The following is a 22821-nucleotide window of genomic DNA, read 5'->3' as shown; positions in this document are numbered from 1 at the left end:
CCTACACCCACCCCGGCGTTAGGGTTCCGCCGTGCCGACCGAACAGCTCAGCCAGCGCCCCGCCCCCACCGGTGACCTGCCCGCCTCCGACCGGGCGGCGCGGCGGGCCGTCACCGTCTTCCCGCTCCTGGTGATCGCGGCCGGCGCGGTCGGGCTGCTGTGGCCCGCGCCGTTCACCGGCTGGGCTCCGGCCGTCCCGTGGCTGCTCGGCGTCGTGATGTTCTCGATGGGCCTGACCCTGACCCCACCGGACTTCACGGCGGTCGCCAAGCACCCCTGGGCGGTGGGCCTGGGCCTGGTCGCCCACTACGTGATCATGCCCGGCCTGGGCTGGCTGATCGCCACCGCCCTCCACCTCCCCCCGCAGCTCGCGGCCGGCGTCATCCTGGTCGGCTGCGCCCCCAGCGGCACCGCCTCCAACGTCGTGACGTACCTGGCACGCGGCGACGTGGCGCTCTCGGTCTCGGTGGCGACGGTCTCCACCGTCCTGGCCCCCCTGATCACCCCGCCCCTGACCCTCCTGCTCGCCGGCCAGTTCCTGGACGTGGACGCCGGCGTCATGGTGACCGACATCCTCAAGACGGTGCTGCTGCCGGTACTGGGCGGCCTCCTGGTCCGGCTCGTGGCGGGCCGCCGGATCGACCGGGCACTCCCCACCCTGCCGTGGCTGTCCGCACTGACCATCGCCGTCATCGTGCTGATCGTCGTATCCGGCAGCGCCGCCCGCATCAAGGACGCGGCGGCCCTGGTGATCCTCGCGGTGATCCTGCACAACGGTCTCGGCCTGACCCTCGGCTACGCAGCCGGCCGCCTGGCCCGCCTCGGCAAACCGGCCGGCCGGGCCATGGCCTTCGAGGTAGGCATGCAAAACTCCGGCCTGGCAGCCTCCCTGGCCACCGCCCACTTCAGCCCCGCAGCGGCGCTCCCCGCAGCGGTGTTCTCCGTATGGCACAACATCTCGGGCGCGGCGGTGGCGGCCTGGATGGCCCGCAACGAGCGCTCAGGCGCGCGCCAGGACCGACAGGGGCAGACGCCCCCCACCCACACCGCCGCAGACTGACACGTACAGGAGGGATCGGGACCGGAGGACGGAGTCTGTAGGGCCCGGGCCCGTACCCCTGCCGGTAGCCGCCTGCCCGCACCCGGGTACGGTCCCGGTCCTCCAGACTTCGTCCTCCGGCCCAGCCCCTCCCGCCGTACAGCGTCAAACGGCCGGTGGGGGCAGACGTCCCCCCACCCGCGTCGCCGCAGACTGACACGTACGGAAGGGCCCGGCACCGCAGGACGAAGTCCGGAGGGGCCGGGCCCACGCCACCGACAGCGACGCGCCGCCACGGGCGGAAACGGGCGGAAAACCTAGCCCACCACCCGCCCCCGCAACACCACCCTCCGCGGCGCCCCCAACACCCGCACATCCGCACGCGGATCCCCGTCGTACACCACCAGATCCGCCGGTGCGCCTTCCTCCAGCCCCGGCCGCCCCAGCCACCGCCGCGCCCCCCACGTCGTGGCGGCGAGCGCGTCCACCGGGGGGATGCCCGCCTTGGTCAGTTCGGCGACTTCCTGCGCGATGAGGCCGTGCGCGAGGGAGCCGCCGGCGTCGGTGCCGGCGAAGATGGGCACCCCGGCGTCGTACGCGGCGCGTACCGTGTCGTAGCGGCGCTCGTGCAGGCTCCGCATGTGGCTCGCCCAGGCGGGGAACTTCTTTTCACCCCCGGCCGCCAGGGTGGGGAAGGTGGCGATGTTCACCAGGGTGGGGACGATCGCCACGCCCCGCTCGGCGAAGAGCGGAATCGTCTCCTCCGTGAGGCCGGTGGCGTGTTCGATGCAGTCGATGCCCGCCTCGACCAGCGGGGCGAGGGTCTCTTCGGCGAAGCAGTGCGCGGTGACGCGGGCCCCGAGCCGGTGCGCCTCCGCGATGGCCGCTTCGACGGCGCCGCGCGGCCAGCAGGCGCCCAGGTCACCGGTCTCGCGGTCGATCCAGTCGCCGACGAGCTTGACCCAGCCGTCGCCGCGCCGGGCCTCCCGCGCGACGTAGGCGACCAGATCTTCGGGCTCGATTTCGTGGGCGTAGTTGCGGATGTAGCGGCGCGTGCGGGCGATGTGCCGCCCGGCACGGATGATGCGCGGCAGGTCCTCGCGGTCGTCGATCCAGCGTGTGTCGGACGGCGAGCCGGCGTCACGGAGCAGCAGCGTGCCCGCCTCCCGCTCGGTCAGCGCCTGTTTTTCGCTGGTCGCCTCGTCCACCGGCCCGTGCGCGTCGAGTCCCACGTGGCAGTGGGCGTCGACCAGTCCGGGCAGCGCCCAGCCCCGTACGGTCGTCACCTCCCGCGCGCCCGCGGGCCGCTCGTACGTCACCCGGCCGTCGACGACCCAGAGTTCGTCGCGCACGTCGTCCGGCCCGGCCAGGACCCTCCCCTTGATGTGCAGCACCACGCTCTCACTCATGGCCGCACTGTATGACGCGCTCTACGCCGGGCGGCACCGGGACCGGGGGCGGGCCGGCGCGCGCGGGCCGTCTTTCGGCCCATGCTCCGGTCGGGCGATGTCCGCAGGGCCGCGCACGGTGGCCGGCGATGCACTCGGTGCCCATCCGCCGATCTCCGTCACGTAAACACCCTGGACGCTCCACCTTTTCTTGCGGTACACCTTTTACCGGCGAATTCCCTATTCATAAGTGCGCAGCTTCCCGTATTCTTCTGCCCGCTTTTTCGCAGCTCAAACGCCAAGATTTCGCTAGCGCCGGAGCACATAATTCCAGCGCGTCGCCAGGACGTTACGGAGCTGTGACCGACCCCACAACACGTCCGCTTCACCCCATATTTTCCGGGCAAACCGGGACATCGCGCAGGCGTTTCGCGCGCTCGTGCGCTCCCGCGCGATAACACAACACCCCCCCTCCACGTAACCCCTCCCCCCGATGCATTTTCCTTTTTCCCTGGGTAAATTGAATTCGCATGACCGCCGCGCAAGCAGACCATGCAGGTGCCCGAAGCGATATCAGAGAAATGCCGGAGGGCTTCAAGCTCGACACCCCACGCGTGGAGGACGGAGCCGCGATCTGGCGTATCGCCCGCGACTCCAAGGCACTGGACCTGAACTCCTCCTACAGCTACCTGCTGTGGTGCCGGGACTTCGCCGCCACCTCCGCCGTCGCCCGCGACGGCGCGGGTGAGCCGGCCGCCTTCATCACCGGCTACCTCCGTCCCGAGTCCCCGCAGACGCTGTTCGTCTGGCAGGTCGCCGTCGACGCGGCGCACCGCGGCCGCGGGCTGGCCGCCGCCCTCCTGGACGGCCTGGTCGCCCGTACCGCGGAGGAGCGGAACGTGTGCCGGCTGGAGACCACGATCACCGCGGACAACGCGGCGTCCAACCGGCTGTTCGCCTCCTTCGCCGAGCGCCACGGCGCGCCCCTGACGCGCGAGGTCCTCCTCGACGCCGGGCTCTTCCCCGAGCAGGGGCACGACGCCGAGGTACTGCACCGCATCGGCCCGTTCGGTGCCCCCGCAGGGGACCGGCCCGGCGCCCACGCCGGACTCCGGCCCTGACCGCACCGACAGCCCCCCTGAACTTCTCCCCGCTCACGCCACTCATCTCCCAGGAGCATGCTGTGACCATCACCCAGCCCGACCTGAGCGTCTTCGAGACCCTGGAGTCGGAGGTGCGCAGCTACTGCCGCGGCTGGCCCACCGTCTTCGACCGCGCGCAGGGCAGCCACATGTACGACGAGGACGGCCACACCTACCTCGACTTCTTCGCCGGCGCCGGGTCACTGAACTACGGGCACAACAACCCCGTTCTCAAACGCGCCCTGCTCGACTACATCGAGCGCGACGGCGTCACCCACGGCCTGGACATGTCCACCACGGCCAAGCGCGCCTTCCTGGAGACCTTCCAGAACACCATCCTGCGGCCGCGCGACCTGCCGTACAAGGTCATGTTCCCCGGCCCGACGGGCGCCAACGCCGTGGAGGCCGCGCTCAAGCTGGCCCGCAAGGTCAAGGGCCGCGAGTCGATCGTGTCCTTCACCAACGCCTTCCACGGCATGTCGCTGGGCGCCCTCGCGGTGACCGGCAACGCCTTCAAGCGCGCCGGTGCCGGTATCCCGCTCGTGCACGGCACCCCGATGCCGTTCGACAACTACCTCGACGGCACCTACCCGGACTTCCTCTGGTTCGAGCGCCTGCTGGAGGACAGCGGCTCCGGCCTGAACACCCCGGCCGCCGTGATCGTCGAGACGGTCCAGGGCGAGGGCGGCATCAACGTCGCCCGCGCCGAGTGGCTGCGCGCGCTGGCCGACCTGTGCAAGCGCCGCGACATGCTGCTGATCGTCGACGACATCCAGATGGGCTGCGGCCGCACCGGCGCGTTCTTCTCCTTCGAGGAGGCGGGCATCGTGCCGGACATCGTGACCGTCTCGAAGTCCATCAGCGGCTACGGGCTGCCGCTCGCCCTGACCCTGTTCAAGCCGGAGCTGGACGTCTGGGAGCCGGGCGAGCACAACGGCACCTTCCGCGGCAACAACCCGGCCTTCGTCACCGCCGCCGCGGCCCTGGACACGTACTGGGCCGACGGCCAGATGGAGAAGCAGACGCTGGCCCGCGGCGAGATCATCGAGTCGCACCTGCGCGCCATCGTCGAGGAGCACCCGGACGCCATCGCCGAGTACCGCGGCCGCGGCATGGTCTGGGGCCTGGAGTGCTCCGACAAGCCGCTCGCCAACAAGATCGCCAAGCGCGCCTTCGAGCTGGGTCTGCTCATCGAGACCTCCGGCCCGGAGAGCGAGGTCGTCAAGCTGCTGCCGGCGCTGACGACCACCCCCGAGGAGCTGGACGAGGGGCTTCGCATCCTCGCCCGCGCGGTCCGCGACTGCGCCTGAGCGCACCGCGCCACCGCACCCTCCTGGTCCGCACCACAGAAAGGTACGAGAACACCGTGATCGTCCGATCCTTCAAGGACATCGAAGGCACCGACCGCCACGTCAAGGCCAAGTCCGGCACCTGGGAGAGCAAGCGCATCATCCTCGCCAAGGAGCGCGTCGGCTTCTCGCTGCACGAGACCATCCTGTACGCGGGCACCGAGACGTCGATGTGGTACGCCAATCACGTCGAGGCCGTGCTGTGCGTCGAGGGCGAGGCCGAGCTCACCAACGACGAGACCGGTGAGAAGTACACCATCACCCCGGGCACGATGTACCTGCTCGACGGGCACGAGAAGCACACCATGCGCATCAAGAAGGACTTCCGCTGCGTGTGCGTGTTCAACCCGCCGGTGACCGGTCGCGAGGACCACGATGAGAACGGCGTGTACCCGCTGCTCACCGAGCCCGAGCCGGAGCCGGCCGCCCAGACCGGCTGACGCGCGCGGCGCGGCCGGCTGCCCCGTCCGGCAGTCGAGGAAGGCGCGAGAAGAAAGCACCGCACGAGAGGAGAGGAAGGCAACACCATGACCACCGCACCCGAGCGCACCGCCGACCTGTACCCGACCCGGGGGGCCACCGAGGTGATCACCCCGCGGCAGGACCCGGTGGTGTGGTCGCAGCCCGGCACGGAGGGGCCCTTCACCCCGGCCGAGCTGAACGACTTCGAACGCGACGGTTTCTTCGCCATCGGGGAACTGCTGACGGCGGACGAAGTCGCGGTGTACCGCGCCGAACTGGACCGGCTGGTCAACGACCCGGCGATGCGGGCGGACGACCGCTCGATCGTCGAGCCGCGGTCACAGGAGATCCGGTCCGTCTTCGAGGTGCACAAGATCAGCGAGGTGTTCGCCAAGCTGGTCGCCGACCCGCGCGTGGTGGGACGCGCCCGTCAGATCCTCGGCTCGGACGTCTATGTCCACCAGTCCCGGATCAACGTCAAGCCGGGCTTCGGGGCCTCCGGGTTCTACTGGCACTCCGATTTCGAGACCTGGCACGCCGAGGACGGCCTGCCGAACATGCGGACCGTGTCGGTCTCGATCGCGCTGACCGAGAACCACGACACCAACGGCGGCCTGATGATCATGCCGGGTTCGCACCGGCACTTCCTCGGGTGCGCCGGTGAGACGCCGCGCGACAACTACAAGAAGTCGCTGCAGATGCAGGAGGCGGGCACGCCCTCGGACGAGGCGCTGACCAAGCTGGCCGACGCGCACGGCATCAAGCTGTTCACCGGCAAGCCCGGTTCGGCCACCTGGTTCGACTGCAACTGCATGCACGGGTCGGGCGACAACATCACGCCGTACCCGCGCAGCAACGTCTTCATCGTGTTCAACAGCGTGGAGAACACCGCGGTGGAGCCCTTCGCGGCGCCGGTCCGGCGTCCGGAGTACATCGGCGCGCGTGACTTCACTCCCGTGAAGTAACCCGCACGCCGCGCGGTGCCCACGGGGCACCGCGGCACAGCGTCACAGCCAGGCCAGCGACGTGGCCGTCTCCAGCAGCCGCTGGGCGGCGGCCGCGTCGCCGGCCTGGCCCCGCGCGATCTCGTCGGGGTCCTGCCGCCCGCCGAGGAGCAGCAGAAAGTCGGTGGCCTCCAGGACCAGTTCGGCGGCGATCGGCTCGGCGTCCGAGCCGAGCACCCAGTCGCCGCCCGCCTCACCCTCCACCGACAGGAGCACCGGCCGCGCGTCCGGGCCCAGCGCCAGGTCCAGGATGCGCACCGCCAGCCCCAGGAACCTTTGCAGGTGCACCGGTGGCGGCGGCGGTACGGCACGGCCCAGCGCCCGGCCGATGTCCCGGGCGTGCACCCAGGTCTCGAACGCCCGGATCACGTAGTGGTCGGCGACCGGCAGCCGCAGTCCCATCAGGGTCGTGGCCATGGCGGCCAGCTGCTCGTCGCCCGCCTCCGGCAGCGCGAGCAGCCCGTGCGCCTGAGTACGCCACGCCTCCCGGGTCTCGGCGGGCGGCCGGGTGTGCTCGTAGGCCACCACCTCGTGCGTACGGGCCGTCCAGCGCAGCTCCCAGGGCGCGCCCGCGCCGGCCGCCCGCCCGCCCGGCCCCGTACCGGTCCGCCCTCCCGGTCCCGTACCGGAGTCCCCGAAGCCCCCCTCCGGCCCGGCCCCGGGCACCGGCCCCAGGCCCGTGCCCGCTTCCGTCACCGGCGCCAGCCCCAGCCGCTCGGCCAGCACCTCGTCCGCCGCGACCAGGTGTGCCACAGTGCCCTGCACGTCCCAGTCGTGCACGACGGGCGTGCCCCAGCGGGCCGGTTCCCGGTCCAGCTCCCGCAGCAGCGCGTCCAGGCAGGCCACCGCACCGGCGTACGGCTCGGCGTGCGGGGCCGGCGCGCCCTGGCCCGGCCGCGCGGCGCGGGCCGCGGCCATCAGCCGGCCGCGCGCCATCCCCGCGTTCGCCTTGCGCCCGGCGCCGCGGCCCGACCCGCCGGGGGCGGGCTCGTCCAGCAGCCGTACGGTCTCCCGCAGCCGCTGCGCCTCGGCCGCGCAGGGCGGACAGTCGCGCAGGTGGCCGCGTACGCGTGCGTCGTCGCCCGGCATGCCGGAGCCGAGCGCCCACGCGGCGAGCAGCGCGCTGACCTCTTCGTGTACGGCGCCGGGAGCGTCGTCCGGGTTCCCGGAGCCCTCCGGCTCCTCGGCACCACCCGGCCCTTCCGTACCTCCCGTACCGCCCGAACCGCCCATCCCACCCCGGCCGTTCCTGCCTCCCGCAGCCATCGCACGCCCCTTCCGCGTCTTCCTGGGTCTGCACCATCCGGCCGGCCCGCGCGGGCCGTGTGCTTCCCTTGCTGCCCCGGGCCGCCGCCCGGCATTCAGCACTCGTCCCGCGCCTCGCCGGCCGGGCTCCCCGGAGCGGCCGGCGGGCCGGTGAGCCGGCCCGCCAGAACGCTCAGCGCCGAGCGCAGCCGGGCGGTGGCCGCCGTCTCCGCGATGCCCAGCTCCACCGCCACCTGCCGGTACGTCCGTCCGGCGAAGCATGCCAGGTGCAGGGCCTCGCGCTCCGGCAAAGGCAGTTCGGCGAGGAAGGCGTGCAGTGCCGTCCGCGCTTCCTCGGCGGGCTCCGGCGCCGTCTCCCGCGCCGTCCCGCACTCCGCGCGCGCCTCCCGTACCCGGGCCACCGCGTCCTGGTGGCCGCGGATGCTCAGCCAGGCGCGCAGCGAGCCGCGGCCGGGCGCGAAGGCGAAGGGGCGGGTCCACAGTTCGATGAAGACACGGTGGGTCACCTCGTCGGCGACCGCCGCGCTGCCGCTCACCCGCCGGGCCACCGCGCGCACCAGCGCGCCGTAGGCGTCGTACGCCTCACCCAGCGCGGTCTCGTCCCCGTACACCAGCCGCCGGTGCAACTCCTGGTCGCGCGGCGGGTACCTGGTTGTCCCGTCCACCGGCACCACCTCGTGAGTGTGTGGTGCCATTCCTAGCCTCACGACCGGCTTCGCGGTAGCCGTCCGTCCGGCCGAATTGCGTGCCGCCCGGCGGTGCCGCACGATCCGGGGGGCGCCCGAGGGGCGCGCGGTTCCAGACGAACGAGGAGCGTAGATGAGCGTCGACCGGCTGCCCGGTGTCGTGCTGAGCGACCACTTCCTGGAGGTCCCCCTGGACCACGCCGTCCCGGACGGTGAACGGCTGACGGTGTACGGGCGCGAGGCCGTCGCCGCCGGACGCGAGCACGAGGAGCTGCCCTGGCTGGTCTTCCTCCAGGGCGGTCCCGGCGGCGCCTCGCCGCGTCCGCTGGGCCGGGACTCCTGGCTGGTGCGCGCCCTGGACGGCTACCGGGTGCTGCTGCTGGACCAGCGGGGCACCGGCCGCTCCACCCCGGCCAACCGGCAGTCCCTCGCACTGCGCGGCGGCCCGCACGAACAGGCCGCGTACCTGGCGCATTTCCGCGCGGATGCGATCGTGCGGGACGCCGAGCTGTTCCGCCGCGAGCTGCTCGGGCCGGGCGGGCGGTGGAGCGTCCTGGGCCAGAGCTTCGGCGGCTTCTGCGCCACCACGTATCTCTCGTACGCGCCCGAGGGCCTGCGCGAGGCCATGATCACGGGCGGTCTGCCGGGGCTGGAGGCGAGCGCGGACGACGTCTACCGGGCGGCCTATCCGCGGGTGGCGCGCAAGAACGCCGCGCACTACGAGCGCTATCCGCAGGACATCGAGCGCGTCCGCCGCATCGCCGCGCACCTGCGCGAGCACACCGTACGGCTGCCCGGCGGCGGGCAGCTGACCGCGGAGGCGTTCCAGGCGCTGGGCATCCTGCTGGGCACCGGCACCGGCTCGTACGTCCTGCACTACCTGATCGAGGGCGCGTGGGTGACCGGCCCCTCCGGCCCCGAACTGGCCGACGCCTTCCTCCAGGCCGTCGAGGGCCATCTCTCCTACACCGCGGCGCCGCTGTACGCCGTGCTGCACGAATCGATCTACGCGCAGCGGTCGGTGGACCCGAAGGGCACCGGGTGGGCGGCCGAGCGTGTGCGCGCGCAGTTCCCGCAGTTCGCGGTGGACGCGGCGCTGGAAGGCGACCGGCCGGTGCTGTTCACGGGCGAGATGATCTACCCGTGGCTGTTCGACACCGACCCGTCGCTGCGTCCGCTGAAGGACGCCGCGCACGAGCTGGCCGAGCGCACCGACTGGCCCGATCTGTACGACACCGCCCGGCTGGCCGCCAACGAGGTGCCGGCGGCCGCCGCCGTCTACGCCGACGACATGTACGTCGACGCCGACCACTCCCTGGACACCGCGCGGCGCATCCGCGGGCTGCGGACCTGGGTGACCAACGAGTGGGAGCACGACGGACTGCGGGTCAGCAGCGGGGCCGTACTGGACCGGCTGATGCGCATGGTGCGCGGAGAGATCTGACCGATGAGGGGGCGGGCCCTCTCCCGCCCCCTCCCTCTTCACTCCAGCAACTCCAGCAACCGGTCCACATCGTCCGACGAGTTGTACAGATGGAACGCGGCACGCAGATGCCCCGCCCGTACGGCGACCCGCACGCCCGCCGCCTCCATCCGCTCCGCCGCGTCCCCGAGCCCCGGCACGGACACGATCGCCGAGCCGGGCGCCGGCACCGGGGGGTGGCCGCGTTCGGCGAGGCCCGCGCGGTAGCGGTCGGCCAGTGCGAGGTCGTGGGCGTACACGGTCTCGACGCCCAGCTCGTTCAGCAGGGCGAGGGAGTGCTCGGCGCCGACGTACGAGTAGTGGGCGTGCGGCTCGTCGTAGCGGCGGGCGTCGGCGGCGAGCCGCTGGACGGGCCCGTAGTTGGCCTCCATCGGGTCCGCGCCGGCCACCCACCCGGCGTGCAGCGCTTCGAGCCCGTCGCTCTCCGGGCCCTCTCCGCCACACACCAGGAACGAGGTGCCGCGCGGGCACAGCAGCCACTTGTACGCGCCGCACACCAGATAGTCGAAGTCCCCGGCCCGCAGCGGCAGCCAGCCCGCGGCCTGGGTGGCGTCCACGAGGGTGCGCGCGCCGTGCGCCCGGGCGGCCTCCCGTACGGCGTCCATGTCGGCGATCCGGCCGTCCCGCGCCTGCACGGCGGCGAAGGCGACGAGCGCCGTGCCGGGCCGGACGGCGTCGGCCAGTTCCGCCAGCGGCGCGGTACGCAGCTTGATCCCCGACCGGACCGCGAGCGGATTGACCAGCGAACTGAACTCTCCCTCGGGAACCAGCACTTCGGCGCCCTCCGGGAGCGAACCGGCGATCAGCGCGACGTGCACCGCCACCGCACCGCCGATCGCGACACGCTCCGGCGGCACATGTATCAGCCGGGCGAAGGCCGTCCGCGCGGCCGCCGCCGGGCCGAAGTAGTCCAGCCCCATGGTCCCGTAGGAGCCGGACTCCTCGACGGCCGCGCGCAGGGCGGCGGCCGACCGGGCGGGGAGCAGTCCGCTGGAGGCGGTGTTCAGGTACGTCGTCAGGGGCGCGAACTGGTCCCCCGCGAGTGGCTCGATGCGCTGCATGACCCCACTGTGGCCGCCCGACCGTCCGCCGTCCATGGCGAATATCTTTGGAGCAGCGGCAAGCGCTCCTTATTTCCGCAGGTCAGCGACGTGCCACTGCCGCGACGCCACCGAAATCAGCCACCGGCGCCAGGCACGCAGACCCCGTCGCCGCACCCGTCCGCGTCCCCCGCCGCCACCGGCGCCCGATCTGCCCGCTCCTCCCGCGCCCGCTCCAGCGCCTGCCGGAAGACCTCGGCCGGCTGCCCGCCGGAGATCCCGTACCGCCGGTCGATGACGAAGAACGGCACCCCCTGGGCCCCCAGCTCCGCCGCCTCCCGCTCATCGGCCCGCACCGCCTCGGCATACGCGTCCCCGTCCGCCAGCACCCGGCGCACCTCGTCGGCATCCAGTCCCGCCGCCACCGCCACGGCGGTCAGCACGTCCGCGTCCCCCAATGGCTGAGCCTCGGCGAAGTTGGCCCGGTACAGCGCGCCGAGCAGCGCGTCCTGCACCCCACGCTCCTTGGCCAGATGCAGCAGCCGATGCAAATCAAAGGTGTTCCCATGAATCCGATCGGACCGATACCCCAGCCCCTCCCCACGAGCCGCCTCAGCCACCCGAGCCTCCATGGCCTCAGCCTGCTCCCGAGAAACCCCATACTTGCTCGCCAGCATCTCCAGCACCGGCACATCCCCACCCACCGGCGCCTGCGGATCGAGCTCGAACGACCGGTGCACGATCTCCACCTCGCCCCGATGAGCGAACGCCGCCAGCCCCTTCTCGAAACGTGCCTTTCCGATGTAGCACCAGGGACAAGCGATATCGGCCCATATCTCGACGCGCATAAAACTGTTTCCTCAACTCGGGATCATGCAAAAAGGGGACAGTCGCGGACAACCGCGCGTGGGCGGTGGCTATTCCCCGGGACCGGGATACCTTCCGAAGCATGGAAATGCGCCCCCACCCGCAAGGATTCTGGGAGACCACCGGAGCCACCAAAACCTTCACGCACCCTCTGGACGCGGAACTGCTGGCTGCGTACGTGCCGCGTGACGTGCCCGTGCTGGACTACGGATGCGGGTACGGGCGGCTGACCGCGGAGCTGGGGGCGGTGGGGTATGGGGATGTGCGGGGGGTGGATGTGTCGCGGGCGCTGGTGGAGAGAGGTGGGCGGGAACATCCGGGGGTGCGGCTTGTGCACTGGCCGGGGGTGCCGTTGCCGTTCGAGGACGGGAGTTTCGGGGCCGCGTTGTTGTTCGCCGTGCTGACCTGTGTGCCGGACGCGGCGGCGCAGCGGGAGATCGTCGGGGAGCTGGGGCGGCTGGTGCGGCCGGGCGGGGTGGTGTACGTGAGTGATGTGCCGTTGCAGAGCGACCGGCGCAATCTGACGCGGTACGAGGAGTACGCGGCCCGGTACGGGACGTACGGCGTGTTCGAGACGCCCGACGGCGGGGTGTTCCGGCATTCCACGCCGGACCATCTGCGCGGCCTGCTGGAGACGTACGGCTTCTCGGTGGAGGCCGAGCGCTCGAACACGGTCCCGACCATGGACGGGCACACGGTCGAGCGCCTTCAGCTCGTCGGGCGGCGCCGCTAGGAAGAGGCAGGCCCGACCGGCAGGATCAGGTCGAGGTGGGTGGCGTCCGGGGTGGGGCGGCGGGTTTCGTCGGGCTGCCAGCCGTGCCGGGTGTAGAAGGCGCGGGCGCGCTGGTTGTGCCAGTACACCTCCAGGTGGGCGGTGGCGATGCCGTCCGAACGCCAGCCCGCGACGCAGGTCCGGTGCAGCGCGGTGCCGATGCCGCCGCGCCAGTTGTCGGGATCGACGTGGAGCTGGAAGAGCTTGACGGTGTCCGCGGGCGCGCCGTCCTCGTGACGGTAGGAAGCCACGCCGACGACGGCCCCGTCCCGCTCCGCGCACAGCACGGTCGCGTCCGGCCGGGCGAGGCTGCGTCCCCAGCCCTCGCGCCAGCGGTCGCGTTCGGCCGGGGAGTCCAGCTGCGCGTCCGGGACACGGCCGCGGTAGTACGTGGCGCGGGCGCGGGTGTGCAGGTCGGTGATGACGTCGAGGTCGGCGGCCGTCGCGTGCCGGATGGTGGGGCCGGGGGCTTCCGGGGCGTGGGGCAGCGGCACGTGCGTCATCCTTCGTAGCGGCCGTCGACGCGGCGGGGCAGGCGGAGCGGATTGTCCTCGCGCAGTTCGGGCGGGAGGAGGGCGGGCGGGGTGTCCTGGTACGCGACGGGGCGCAGCCAGCGTTCGACGGCCGTGCCGCCGACGGAGGTCGAAGTGGAGGTGGTGGCCGGGTAGGGGCCGCCGTGGTGCTGGGCGGGGGCGACGGCGACGCCGGTCGGCCAGCCGTTGACGACCACCCGCCCGGCCAGCGGGGTGACCGCGGCCAGCAGCCGCGCACCACGCCCCGTACCGTCCCCGGACGGCACCGGCGATCCGTCAGGCACCCCATCCTCACCCCCGCACTCCCCCGCCCCCAGCTGAAGCGTCGCCGTGAGGTTGCCGGGGAGCCGGGCCAGTACGGCGCCGATCTCGGCCTCGTCGGTGTAGCGCGCGAGGACGGTGACCGGCCCGAAGCACTCCTCCAGGAGCAGGTCGTGGGTGCCGCCGCCGTCGGCGAGCCGGTCGGCGGGCACGGTCAGGAAGCCCGCGCCGACGGTGTGCTCGCCGCCCGCGCCGGGTGTCACGGGCGCTTCGACGCCGGGCAGCGCGGCACGTTCCCGTACGCCGTCCACAAAGGCGTCCCGCATACGGTGGTCCAGCAGCACCCCGGCCTCGGTGGCGCTGACCGCGTCCGCCAGCGCCCGTTCCAGCCGGTCGCCCGCCGGGCCCCGCGGCGCCAGGACGAGGCCCGGTTTGACGCAGAACTGGCCGGTGCCGAGGGTCATGGAGCCCGCCAGGCCGGCGCCGATCTCCTCGGCGCGCTCCTCGGCGGCGGCCTCGGTGACCACGACCGGGTTGAGGCTGCCCAGTTCGCCGTGGAAGGGGATCGGGTGCGGGCGGGCGGCGGCCGCGTCGTACAGCGCGCGTCCGCCGCGTACCGAGCCGGTGAACCCGGCCGCCGCGACGAGCGGGTGCCGCACCAGCTCGATTCCCGCCTCGAAGCCGTGCACCAGACCGATCGCGCCTTCCGGTACGCCCACCTCGGCGGCGGCGCGGCGCAGCAGCGCGGCGACCAGTTCGGAGGTGGCCGGGTGGTCGGGATGGGCCTTGACGACGACCGGGCAGCCCGCGGCGAGCGCGCTGGCCGTGTCGCCGCCGGGTACGGAGAAGGCGAGCGGGAAGTTGCTGGCCGCGTAGACGGCGACGACGCCGAGCGGGATCTTGTAGCGGCGCAGGTCGGGGCGGGGCGGGGTGAGCGCGGGGTCGGCGTGATCGATCCGTACGTCGAGGAAGGCGCCCTCCTCGACCAGGTCGGCGAAGGCCCGCAACTGGTAGGTCGTGCGGGCGAGTTCACCGGTCAGCCGCGCGGGGCCGAGCGCGGTCTCGGCGTCGGCGGCCTCGACGATCCGCTCGCCGGCGCCGTCCAGTCGATCGGCGGCCCGGCGCAGCAGCGCGGCCCGTACGGTGCGGTCGGCGAGCGCGCCACGGGCGTCGTGCGCGGCCCGTACGGCGGCGTCGACCTCGGCGGACGTGGCCTCCACCGCAACCTGCTCGCGCGGCTTCCCGGTTCGGGGGTCGACACTCCAGACTGGTGCTGCTGCCACCGCGCATTCCTCCCAGTGAGCTGTCCGGCGAACTGGTGCCGCACCCAGGAGTCGTTCGATATGCTGAACGCCGTCCCAGGTGGTGAATGTGACCGTCCGCCGGGACTCTATGGCTGTCCGAACTGAGGGGTCAAGGCCGATGCCCGCTGCCGAGACCACCGGAGCGCAGGTCAAGTCCGCTGTGCGCACGGTGGAGTTGCTGGAGTACTTCGCCGGCCGCCCCGGCATGCACAGCCTGGCCTCCGTCCAGGAGGCCGTCGGCTATCCGAAGTCCAGCCTGTACATGCTGCTGCGCACCCTCGTCGACCTGGGCTGGGTGGAGACCGACGCCACCGGCACCCGGTACGGCATCGGCGTGCGCGCCCTGCTGGTCGGCACCTCGTACATCGATGGCGACGAGGTGGTGGCCGCCGCCCGCCCCTCGCTGGACCGGCTCGCCGACGACACCACCGAGACCATCCACCTGGCCCGGCTGGACGGCACCAACGTCGTCTATCTCGCCACCCGCCAGTCCCAGCACTATCTGCGCCCGTTCACCCGTATCGGCCGCCGGCTGCCCGCGCACTCCACGTCCCTGGGCAAGGCGCTGCTCGCCACGTACACCGACGAGCAGATCCGCGCCCTCCTCCCGGAGAAGCTGGACGCCCTCACCGAGCACACCGTCACCGACCGCGAGCAGCTCATCGAGGAACTGCACCTGGTGCGCGAGCTGGGCTACGCGGTGGACCGCGAGGAGAACACGCTGGGCCTGCGCTGCTTCGGTGTGGCGATCCCGTACCGCACCCCGGCGCGGGACGCGGTCAGCTGCTCGGTGCCGGTGGCCCGGCTGACCCCGGCGCACGAGCAGCTGATCAAGGACGCGCTGTTCGACGCCCGCGACCGCCTGACGCTGGCCACCCGACGCCTTTGAAGCCGGGCACCTCACGGATGCGCGGGGCCCGGCTGCTGCTCGGCCGCTGGGTGCATCTCATCCTCGGCGGCGCCCTGCTGACACCGTTCTTCCTCCTGGCGACGATCCTCATCCCGCTGGTCTTCGACGAGGTGAACCCCTTCAACGACTTCCCCTGGCAGTTCGCCGCGTTCGCCGTCGCGCTGCCGCTCGCCGCCCTCGGCGCGCTGCTCTTCCCGCTGCTGCGGACGCTGGAGGCGGCGGCGGCGCGGTCGCTGTGCGGCCTGCCCGCCGACGTGGCGGCCGAGCTGGCCGAGGAGCCCGCCGACTCGTGGGCGGCCCGGCGGCGTACGGCCCTGTGGTTCGTGGCGCATCTGACGGCCGGCGGCATCGTCAGCGGCATGACGCTGGCGGCGCCGCCCGCGGCCGTGGCGCTGCTCCTGCTGCCGGTCGCGGACCCGCTGCGGCACGAGGAGCTGGGCTGGCCGAATCTGGCCGGCGGCCTGCTCGGCCCGCTGACCGGAATCGGCCTGCTCGCCCTGGTGGCGGGCACCACCTGGGTGGGCGGGCGGCTGCTGGCCCGTGGGGCGCCCGCGCTGCTGGGCCGGACGCCCGCCGACCGGCTGGCCGCGGCCGAACGCCGGGCCGCCGACCTCGCCTCCCGCAACCGCCTCGCCCGCGAACTGCACGACTCCGTGGGGCACGCGCTCAGCGCGGTGACCCTCCAGGCCGGCGCGGCCCGCCGGGTGCTGGACCGCGACCCGGAGTTCGTACGGCAGGCGCTCACCGCCATCGAGGAGACCACCCGCGACGCGGTCGCCGAACTCGACACCGTGCTGGGCCTGCTGCGCGAGGACGGCGACGGCCGGTCCACCGCGCCCGCGCCGACGCTGGACGGCCTGGACGGACTGCTGGCCCGCACCCGCGCCGCCGGGCTCCGGATCACCGCGGACATCGACGACGGCTGCGGGCGGCTGCCGCCGCTGGTCTCACGGGAGGCGTACCGGATGGTGCAGGAAGGGCTCAGCAACGCGCTGCGCCATGCCGGGGCCGTACCGGTCGGGCTGCGGATCACGGTGGGCGCGGAGGAGTTGACGATCACGATGGAGAATCCGGTGAAGGAAGCGGTGACGTACGTGGAGGGGGACGTCGCGACGGGCCGGGCGCGTCCCGGCGGCGGGCGCGGCCTGCCCGGCATCGCCGAGCGCGCCCGCCTGCTGGGCGGCGAGGCGCGGGCCACCGGCCGGGACGGCGTGTGGCGGCTGACCGTACGCCTCCCGCTGGGAGCGGCCCGGTGAGCGGCGCGGACGGCACCGCCCCATCGGAAGGCCGCGGCCCGCTGCGCATCGTGCTCGCCGACGACGAGCGGATGGTCCGTACGGCGCTCCGCGCGATCCTCGGCGCCGAGCCGGACATGGAGGTGGTCGGCGAGGCGGCCACCGGCGCCGAGGCCGTGCCGATGATCCGTGAACTGCGCCCGGACGTCGTGCTGATGGACGTCCGGATGCCGGAGATCGACGGCATCCGCGCGACCGAACAGGTACTGGCGGGCATGGCGGAACCACCCCGCATCCTGGTGGTGACGACCTTCGAGAACGACGCGTACGTGTACGACGCGCTGCGCGCCGGAGCGCACGGCTTCCTGCTCAAGCGGGCCGGGGTGGAGGACCTTGTACAGGCGGTACGGATAGTGGCGCGCAGCGACTCGCTGCTGTTCCCCGCGGCCGTACGGGAGCTGGCCGCCCGGTACGCGGGGGCGCGGGCCGCGCGGGAGTCGGCGCGGGCGCTGCGGGCGCGGCTGTCCGACCGCGAGGCGGACGTGCTGCGCCTGATGACCAAGGGCCTGACGAACGCGGAGATCGCGGACCGGCTGGCGGTCGGCCCGGCGACGGTCAAGACGCATGTCGCGGGGGTGCTGGCCAAGCTGGGGGTACGGGACCGCACCCAGGCGGTGATCGCGGCGTACGAGAGCGGGTTCGTGCGGCCGGGGTGAGGTGCGGGAGGCGGCCGGTGTCACGTACGGGAGGCGGCCGGGGTGAGGCGCGGGAGACGCCCCGCGTTCACCCGTCCGAGCACCCTCCGTAACACCTGATTACGCAGCGCCACTATCACATTCCACGGGAAAAAGCTGTCACCCGTTCATCCCAATTTCCCCGGTCACCGAACGTCAACGCCGCCTCGCCGCTGACCTGCCCAAACGTAGCCGATCATGCGCGACACGCCGGTAAGCGCCGGGAGTTCTGACCCCACGTCAGCAGGCTCCCGGACCGCCCGGCCGCTTACCTCGGATTCAGGAGGCGCGGAACTCCCCCAACTTCCCTTGCGGTGCGCTCCTGTGCCGCGTCCGCGCTTCGTGGAGGTTCGTGTCATGCGATCCACTCGCGTTCTCACCGGTGCCGCCCTGTCCATAGCCGCCCTCGGACTGTCCGCGAGCTCCGCGTTCGCCGGGGACTTCGGCAAGATCGAAGTGACCCCGAACCCGGTCAAGGCCGGAAACTCGGTCAACCTCAACAGCAGTGACTGCGGGAAGAACGGCTCGGCCACCGTCGATGCCAGCACGCTGGGCGCCGGCAAGGTCACCCTGTCCTCGAAGGGCCAGACGCACACCGAAAACGTGCAGGGCTCCCTGCGGGTGCCGTCGAGCACGAAGGCGGGCAACTACGGCATCGGCGGCAAGTGCTCCAACGGCCGGGAGATCACCGGCACGGTGCGGGTCGGCTCCGGCCCGAGCGGCAAGACCCGGACCGGCATCGGTACCACCAGCGAGGGCTCCGACACCACGGAGATCGCCGCGGGTGTGGGCGTACTGCTGGCGGCCGCCGCCGGTGGCGTATGGATGGTGCGCCGCCGTCGTGCGGACGACTCGGCCTGACCGGTACGCCCAGCAGCGCTGGACCGGCACCGCCGGACCGGCCGCCCCCACCTCCCGGACACGCCTGCCGTGACCGGGAGGCCGGGGCGTATCCGGCGTGATCGCCGCCCGCTTCGTCCCGGCACGTCCCGGACCGTACGACCGCACGTCCCGCACCCCGGACGCAGTCCGCAGCAACGCAACCCCGGAGGCCGACAGCCATGGGAACCACCCGCCGCTTCCGCGGTGACCAGGGCCTGATAGCCCTCCTCACCGCGGCCGCGATGTGCACCGGCATATGGATGATCGGCCACGGCGCCGAGGCCCAGGCGCCGCCGCCGCAGCCCTCCGCCGACCAGGGGTTCGCCGGTTCCGGGGCCGCCCGGCCGTCCGCGACCCCTGCTCCGCCGCCCCCGCCGATGCCCGCCTCCCGGCCGCTGCGGGTCCGTATCCCGTCGCTCGGCGTCAACGCGCCGCTGACCGGCCTCGGCCTCGACGAGAACGGCAGCCTGGCCACCCCGCCGGAGGGGGACAGGAACCTGGCCGGCTGGTACGAGAACGGCACCACCCCCGGCACCACCGGCACCTCGCTGATCGCCGGCCACGTCGACACCCGGTCGGGTCCCGCGGTCTTCTACAACCTCGGCGCGCTGAAGAAGAACCACACCATCGAGGTGGTCCGCGCGGACGGCCGGACCGCGGTCTTCTCCATCGACGCCGTCGAGGTCTACGACGGCAACGACTTCCCGGACAAGAAGGTCTACGGCCCGGCCGACCGCCCCGAACTACGGCTGATCACCTGCGGCGGCGGCTTCAACAAGGCCCGGCAGGAGTACCTGGGCAACGTGGTGGCCTTCGCCCACCTCACCGCCACGAAGCGGGAACCGGGGAAGCACAAGCCGGTGCCGCACAGCAGCGGCAACCACAACGGCAGTGGCTGAGCCGCCTGCCGCGGGCCCCGCCCCTCAGGCCGGGATGCGGTTGCCGCGCCCGTTGAGCGCCATCCGGTTCCAGGTGTGGCGACGGCCGCGTACCGCCACGGAGTAGCCGTAGAGCAGTTCCGGATCGCACATGCCCGGCAGGAAGGCGTCCCCGAAGTGGTGCGCGTCCACCCCGATCTCCTTCGCGGTCAGCGCCAGTTGGGGCACGATGTCGGTGTGCGCGCCCTCCTGGCTCGTACCGATCGCCCCCATCACCACCGCCCCCGCGTCCTGCACGGCGGCGACCGCCTCGGCCGCCCGCTCCTTGGTGAGGCCGGGCATGGTGCCGGGCAGCGGCAGGACGACGCCGTCGGCGCCCGCGTCCACCAGCGCGGTCAGCCGCCCGGCGGTGACCCGCTCCGGGTGACCCGCGTGGTGCATCTTGCCGGACCACAGCGCCACATCGTCACCGAGCGCGCGGCGCAGCTCGCCGGTGACACGGGCCAGGCCGTCGAAGCTGCCGCCGGTACCGGGGTTGGCGGTCAGACAGAGCAGGGCGGCGCCCATGTCGACCAAGCGTCGGGCCTGCTCGGGCCCGGCCCGGCGGATCTCCGGCACGTCGCCCGGTTCGAGGTTGACGCCGATCGGACGTCCCACGTACGAGGCCAGGTCGGCGAAGCTGGTGAACGTGCCCAGGCCCGGTAGCCGCAGACACTCCCCGTCCCAGGCCCGCTCGATGAGGTTGAGGATGACGATGTCCGCGCCGAAGGCGGAGACCAGCTCGATGTTGTGCACGCCCGCGTCGCCGCCTGGGTGCGGGGAGAGGGCGGCGCGCTCGGCGAAGACCTCGGCGACCATCGTGCGGCCCTCCGCCGCCGCGACCGCCTCGGTCAGCTCCCGGCCCCGCAGCGAAGCCAGTTCCTCCCGGTCGAGGTCGAGGATGCGCTGTGTCATGGCGTTCCTTCCAGGGTCTGTCGTGGTCGTGCGCGGCCCGGGGCATGCCGCGTGAGGCACGGGGCCGCGGTACGGAACGCGTTGTAGTAGATCACCGCGCGGTACGGGACGGCCGGAATGGGCGGGGCGGTTTTCGTTGGCGTCCCGGGGCGGTGATCCGCGCATTCACCGTGCGACGGGATTTCGTACGTCCGGCGAGTTTTCGCCCTTTCACCACCGCTCGACGGGAATTTCAGGCCACGGAATTCCGGGCGGTATTCCGCCGTACGGTTGCCAGCTCGCGCCGTACGGCCGCCAGGTCGCCGTCACCGGCCAGGCCCGCGTGGTAGAGCCGGAGTTCGCCGGCGCCGAGGGCGGCGGCGTGCGCGGCGTCGGCGGCGAGGGTGCCGGGGCTGCCGCCCATGGCGGTGACGATGGTGAGGTTGGCGGCGAGGACGGGAGCGTCGGGCGCGGCCGGCTGCGCCCGTACCTCCGCGAACGGCGCCAGCGCGTCCGTACGGGCCGCCTCGTCACCCGTACACGGCACCACCACCCCGTCGGTGTCCGCGAGGACGTCCGCCGGGTCGGCGCCCACGTTCGCGCCGCAGCGGTGCGGGGCCGGGTCGGCGTGCAGCAGTACCCGGAAGCGGTCGCCCGCTGCGCCGCGTACGGCGGCGACGACCTCCCGCCGCAACGTGCGCGCGGCAGCCTCCCGCCAGCCCCGTACCAGCCCCGACAGCTCACCCCCGAGCAGCTTCTCCACCTCGCGCCACTCCCCCGCCCGGCCGCCGCCGGACGGCCCTTCGCTCCCACCCGCACCCGTCCACACCGGCTCCAGCGCCCGTACGACCGCGCCCCGCACGTCCCGCGCCCGCACCCCCAGCCCGTCGTACCCCGCCTCGCAGACCTCGCAGAAGCACAGCGACATCAGGTACTGGGCGGCGCCGGAGAGCGGCACGCCGGAGATCTTGTCGTGCGCGTGCAGGTGCGCCAGCCCGTACCAGCCGCAGGACTCCAGCTCGGTGCCGCGCGCGCCGGGACGCGTCGCCGCCTCCGCCGCCAGGTCGCGGAGGTAGGCACGCACCTCGGGACGGGCGATGCAGGGCGCCCAGGGGTAGCGGTCTCCGTAGGCGTTGCGTACGGCGATGGCGGGACGCTCGGCGCCCAGACGCCCGTTGTGGGCCAGCACGACCCAGCTGTGCACCTCCAGGCCCGCGTCCGTCAGCGCGCGCGCCGCCTCGCCGAAAGGGTCCGGCCCCGCCGTCCACTCCTGCGGGTACGGGCGCAGGGCGCGGCCCGCCCAGCGGTCGGCGTCGGGCGGGTACAGGACGGCCGCGTGCCTTGCGGTGACCACGCGGTGGCGGGGGTGACGCGGCGTCAGCGCGCGGGTGGAGTGGTACGCGGCGGCCAGGGTGACCTGCTGGACACCGAGTTCGGCGATGCGGCGGGCGGCGTCCGGGTCGCCCACCACGTCCCACGGGTAGAGGAACGCGGCGGTCCGCATCACCGGCCGCCCGACGGCGCGCCGACCAGCTCCAGGCCCCGTTCGATCAGTTCGGCCAGTGCCTCGACGTGCTCGGGGGCCGGTTCGCTCAGCGGCGCCCGTACCGTGCCGACGTCCGTCCCGCGCAGCCGTACCCCGGCCTTGACCAGCGAGACCGCATAGCCCTTGCCCTGGTTGCGCAGCTCGACCAGCGGCCGGTAGAAGCCGTCCAGCAGCCGCGCGACCGTCTTGTCGTCGCCGTCGGCGAGGGCGCGGTGGAAGGCCGTGGCGACCTCGGGGACGAAGGCGAAGACGGCGGACGAATACAGGCGGACGCCGAGGCCGCGGTAGGCGGGGCCGGTGAGCTCGGCGGTCGGCAGCCCGTTGAAGTACAGGAATTCCCGCCCCGGCGCCTCGGTCCGCACGGCGCTGATGGTCCGTTGCAGCAGGTCGAGGTCGCCGAGGCCGTCCTTGAGGCCGATGATGCCGGGGGTGCGCGCGAGGGCGACGACGGTGTCCGGGGTGAAGACGGCGTTGTCGCGCTGGTAGACGATGACCGGCAGGGCGGTGGCGGCGGCGAGCTCCGTGTAGTGCCGCAGCAGGCCCGCCTGGTCGGCGACGACGAGGTACGGCGGCATGGCCAGCAGGCCGTCGGCGCCCGCGTCCTCGGCGAGGCGGGCGAAACGGGTGGCGAGCGCGGTGCCGTAACCGGCGCCGGCCAGCACCGGGACCCGCCCGGCCGCCTCCTGGACCGCGGCGGCCACGCAGTCTCGAAACTCCTCGGGCGTCAGCGCGTGGAACTCGCCGGTGCCGCAGCAGGCGAAGACGGCGGCGGCACCGGCGTCGATGCCCCGGCGTACGTGGGCGCGGAAGGCGGTCAGGTCCAGGGCGCCGTCGGGCCCGTACGCGGTCACGGGGAAGAACAGCAGGCCGTGGAGGCGCTGGGCGAGCGGCGGGGCTGGGGTCACGGGCTCTCCCTGGCATGCTCGTACCGCAGGCGCGTACGTCGTGGTGACGCCACCACATGTGCACGTCCCTGACTGGTGTCCATACTCATGAACGCGCTCACGCTAGGGCAGCGCTCCCGGGCCGGTCAAGGACCCGAAACGGCCCCGGCGGCTCCGAAAACGCCTCCCCGCAACCGGATTTGGCCGACCCGTCAAGCATCTT

22 protein-coding genes are annotated in these 22821 nt (G+C 73.1%); 12 read left to right on the top strand and 10 right to left on the bottom strand.

All coding sequences use genetic code 11. From position 1 onward, the window contains the following. The first annotated feature begins 31 nt into the window (after positions 1-31). Complete coding sequence (locus CP984_RS31605; protein ID WP_003986841.1) at positions 32-1060, top strand: bile acid:sodium symporter family protein; 1029 nt, start codon at positions 32-34, stop codon at positions 1058-1060. A 296-nt stretch (positions 1061-1356) separates the two neighbouring features. Here CP984_RS31605 and CP984_RS31600 read toward each other — a convergent pair whose 3' ends face one another. After that, positions 1357-2448, bottom strand: a complete 1092-nt coding sequence (locus CP984_RS31600; RefSeq protein ID WP_030180537.1) for an amidohydrolase family protein — start codon at positions 2446-2448, stop codon at positions 1357-1359. 560 nt (positions 2449-3008) lie between these two features. Here CP984_RS31600 and ectA point away from each other — a divergent pair. From ectA to thpD, 4 genes are all read left to right on the top strand, one after another. Then, entirely contained in the window at positions 3009-3548 is a 540-nt protein-coding gene (gene ectA, locus CP984_RS31595) for a diaminobutyrate acetyltransferase (RefSeq protein ID WP_003986839.1), read from the top strand. A 62-nt stretch (positions 3549-3610) separates the two neighbouring features. Then, on the top strand, positions 3611-4879 hold the full coding sequence (gene ectB, locus CP984_RS31590; protein ID WP_003986838.1) for a diaminobutyrate--2-oxoglutarate transaminase: 1269 nt from the start codon (positions 3611-3613) through the stop codon (positions 4877-4879). Between the two features lie 56 nt (positions 4880-4935). Continuing rightward, positions 4936-5358 carry an ectoine synthase gene (locus tag CP984_RS31585; RefSeq protein WP_003986837.1) on the top strand — a complete coding sequence of 141 codons (423 nt, stop codon included), beginning with the start codon at positions 4936-4938 and terminating at the stop codon, positions 5356-5358. 87 nt (positions 5359-5445) lie between these two features. Continuing rightward, the gene (gene thpD, locus CP984_RS31580; protein WP_003986836.1) at positions 5446-6345 is read left to right on the top strand and encodes an ectoine hydroxylase; all 900 of its coding nucleotides are present in this window, start codon (positions 5446-5448) and stop codon (positions 6343-6345) included. A gap of 42 nt (positions 6346-6387) precedes the next feature. On the opposite strand, the gene CP984_RS31575 is transcribed toward thpD, so the two are convergent. Then, complete coding sequence (locus tag CP984_RS31575; RefSeq protein WP_226048721.1) at positions 6388-7650, bottom strand: maleylpyruvate isomerase family mycothiol-dependent enzyme; 1263 nt, start codon at positions 7648-7650, stop codon at positions 6388-6390. A 95-nt stretch (positions 7651-7745) separates the two neighbouring features. Beyond that, entirely contained in the window at positions 7746-8315 is a 570-nt protein-coding gene (locus CP984_RS31570; protein WP_003985689.1) for an RNA polymerase sigma factor, read from the bottom strand. A gap of 154 nt (positions 8316-8469) precedes the next feature. Here CP984_RS31570 and CP984_RS31565 point away from each other — a divergent pair, with 154 nt between their 5' ends. Then, on the top strand, positions 8470-9780 hold the full coding sequence (locus CP984_RS31565; RefSeq protein WP_003985688.1) for an alpha/beta fold hydrolase: 1311 nt from the start codon (positions 8470-8472) through the stop codon (positions 9778-9780). Positions 9781-9818: 38 nt separating this feature from the next. Here CP984_RS31565 and CP984_RS31560 read toward each other — a convergent pair whose 3' ends face one another. Continuing rightward, positions 9819-10880 carry an aminotransferase class V-fold PLP-dependent enzyme gene (locus CP984_RS31560; RefSeq protein WP_100246720.1) on the bottom strand — a complete coding sequence of 354 codons (1062 nt, stop codon included), beginning with the start codon at positions 10878-10880 and terminating at the stop codon, positions 9819-9821. A 116-nt stretch (positions 10881-10996) separates the two neighbouring features. After that, positions 10997-11707: a DsbA family oxidoreductase gene (locus CP984_RS31555; RefSeq protein ID WP_003985686.1), complete on the bottom strand. Its 711-nt coding sequence runs from the start codon at positions 11705-11707 to the stop codon at positions 10997-10999. A gap of 101 nt (positions 11708-11808) precedes the next feature. On the opposite strand from CP984_RS31555, the gene CP984_RS31550 reads away from it, so the two are divergent. Then, entirely contained in the window at positions 11809-12459 is a 651-nt protein-coding gene (locus CP984_RS31550) for a class I SAM-dependent methyltransferase (protein WP_003985685.1), read from the top strand. Here the strand turns inward: CP984_RS31550 and CP984_RS31545 are convergent. After that, positions 12456-13001, bottom strand: coding sequence for a GNAT family N-acetyltransferase (locus tag CP984_RS31545; protein ID WP_043978616.1), 546 nt, complete (start codon positions 12999-13001; stop codon positions 12456-12458). The two genes, CP984_RS31550 and CP984_RS31545, sit on opposite strands and share 4 nt — an antisense overlap. Then, positions 12998-14575: an aldehyde dehydrogenase (NADP(+)) gene (locus CP984_RS31540; RefSeq protein ID WP_030180543.1), complete on the bottom strand. Its 1578-nt coding sequence runs from the start codon at positions 14573-14575 to the stop codon at positions 12998-13000. Before CP984_RS31540 ends, CP984_RS31545 begins: the two co-directional genes overlap by 4 nt. 139 nt (positions 14576-14714) lie before the next feature. Here CP984_RS31540 and CP984_RS31535 point away from each other — a divergent pair, with 139 nt between their 5' ends. The 5 genes from CP984_RS31535 (at position 14715) to CP984_RS31515 (ending at position 19256) form a co-directional block, all read left to right on the top strand. Further along, positions 14715-15485, top strand: a complete 771-nt coding sequence (locus CP984_RS31535; RefSeq protein ID WP_003985682.1) for an IclR family transcriptional regulator — start codon at positions 14715-14717, stop codon at positions 15483-15485. A 17-nt stretch (positions 15486-15502) separates the two neighbouring features. Continuing rightward, the gene (locus tag CP984_RS31530) at positions 15503-16762 is read left to right on the top strand and encodes a sensor histidine kinase (protein ID WP_003985681.1); all 1260 of its coding nucleotides are present in this window, start codon (positions 15503-15505) and stop codon (positions 16760-16762) included. Next, positions 16759-17457: a response regulator transcription factor gene (locus CP984_RS31525; RefSeq protein WP_003985680.1), complete on the top strand. Its 699-nt coding sequence runs from the start codon at positions 16759-16761 to the stop codon at positions 17455-17457. The genes CP984_RS31530 and CP984_RS31525 overlap by 4 nt, the downstream gene beginning before the upstream one ends. Before the next feature lie 375 nt (positions 17458-17832). After that, entirely contained in the window at positions 17833-18336 is a 504-nt protein-coding gene (locus tag CP984_RS31520) for a hypothetical protein (RefSeq protein ID WP_003985679.1), read from the top strand. A 200-nt stretch (positions 18337-18536) separates the two neighbouring features. Continuing rightward, positions 18537-19256, top strand: a complete 720-nt coding sequence (locus CP984_RS31515) for a class F sortase (RefSeq protein ID WP_003985678.1) — start codon at positions 18537-18539, stop codon at positions 19254-19256. Positions 19257-19280: 24 nt separating this feature from the next. Here CP984_RS31515 and CP984_RS31510 read toward each other — a convergent pair whose 3' ends face one another. The 3 genes from CP984_RS31510 to CP984_RS31500 form a co-directional block, all read right to left on the bottom strand. Then, positions 19281-20189, bottom strand: coding sequence for a DUF7916 family protein (locus tag CP984_RS31510; RefSeq protein ID WP_003985677.1), 909 nt, complete (start codon positions 20187-20189; stop codon positions 19281-19283). A gap of 232 nt (positions 20190-20421) precedes the next feature. Further along, positions 20422-21672, bottom strand: a complete 1251-nt coding sequence (locus tag CP984_RS31505; RefSeq protein ID WP_003985676.1) for a hypothetical protein — start codon at positions 21670-21672, stop codon at positions 20422-20424. Further along, positions 21672-22619, bottom strand: coding sequence for a 5-dehydro-4-deoxyglucarate dehydratase (locus CP984_RS31500; RefSeq protein WP_030180554.1), 948 nt, complete (start codon positions 22617-22619; stop codon positions 21672-21674). The genes CP984_RS31505 and CP984_RS31500 overlap by 1 nt, the downstream gene beginning before the upstream one ends. Between the last annotated feature and the right edge of the window lie 202 nt (positions 22620-22821).

Origin of the sequence: Streptomyces rimosus, from assembly GCF_008704655.1 — a bacterium.
Taxonomy (GTDB): Bacteria; Actinomycetota; Actinomycetes; order Streptomycetales; family Streptomycetaceae; genus Streptomyces; species Streptomyces rimosus.
Note: the sequence above shows the minus strand (reverse complement) of the source record. Positions and strands in the feature narration are given on the sequence as shown.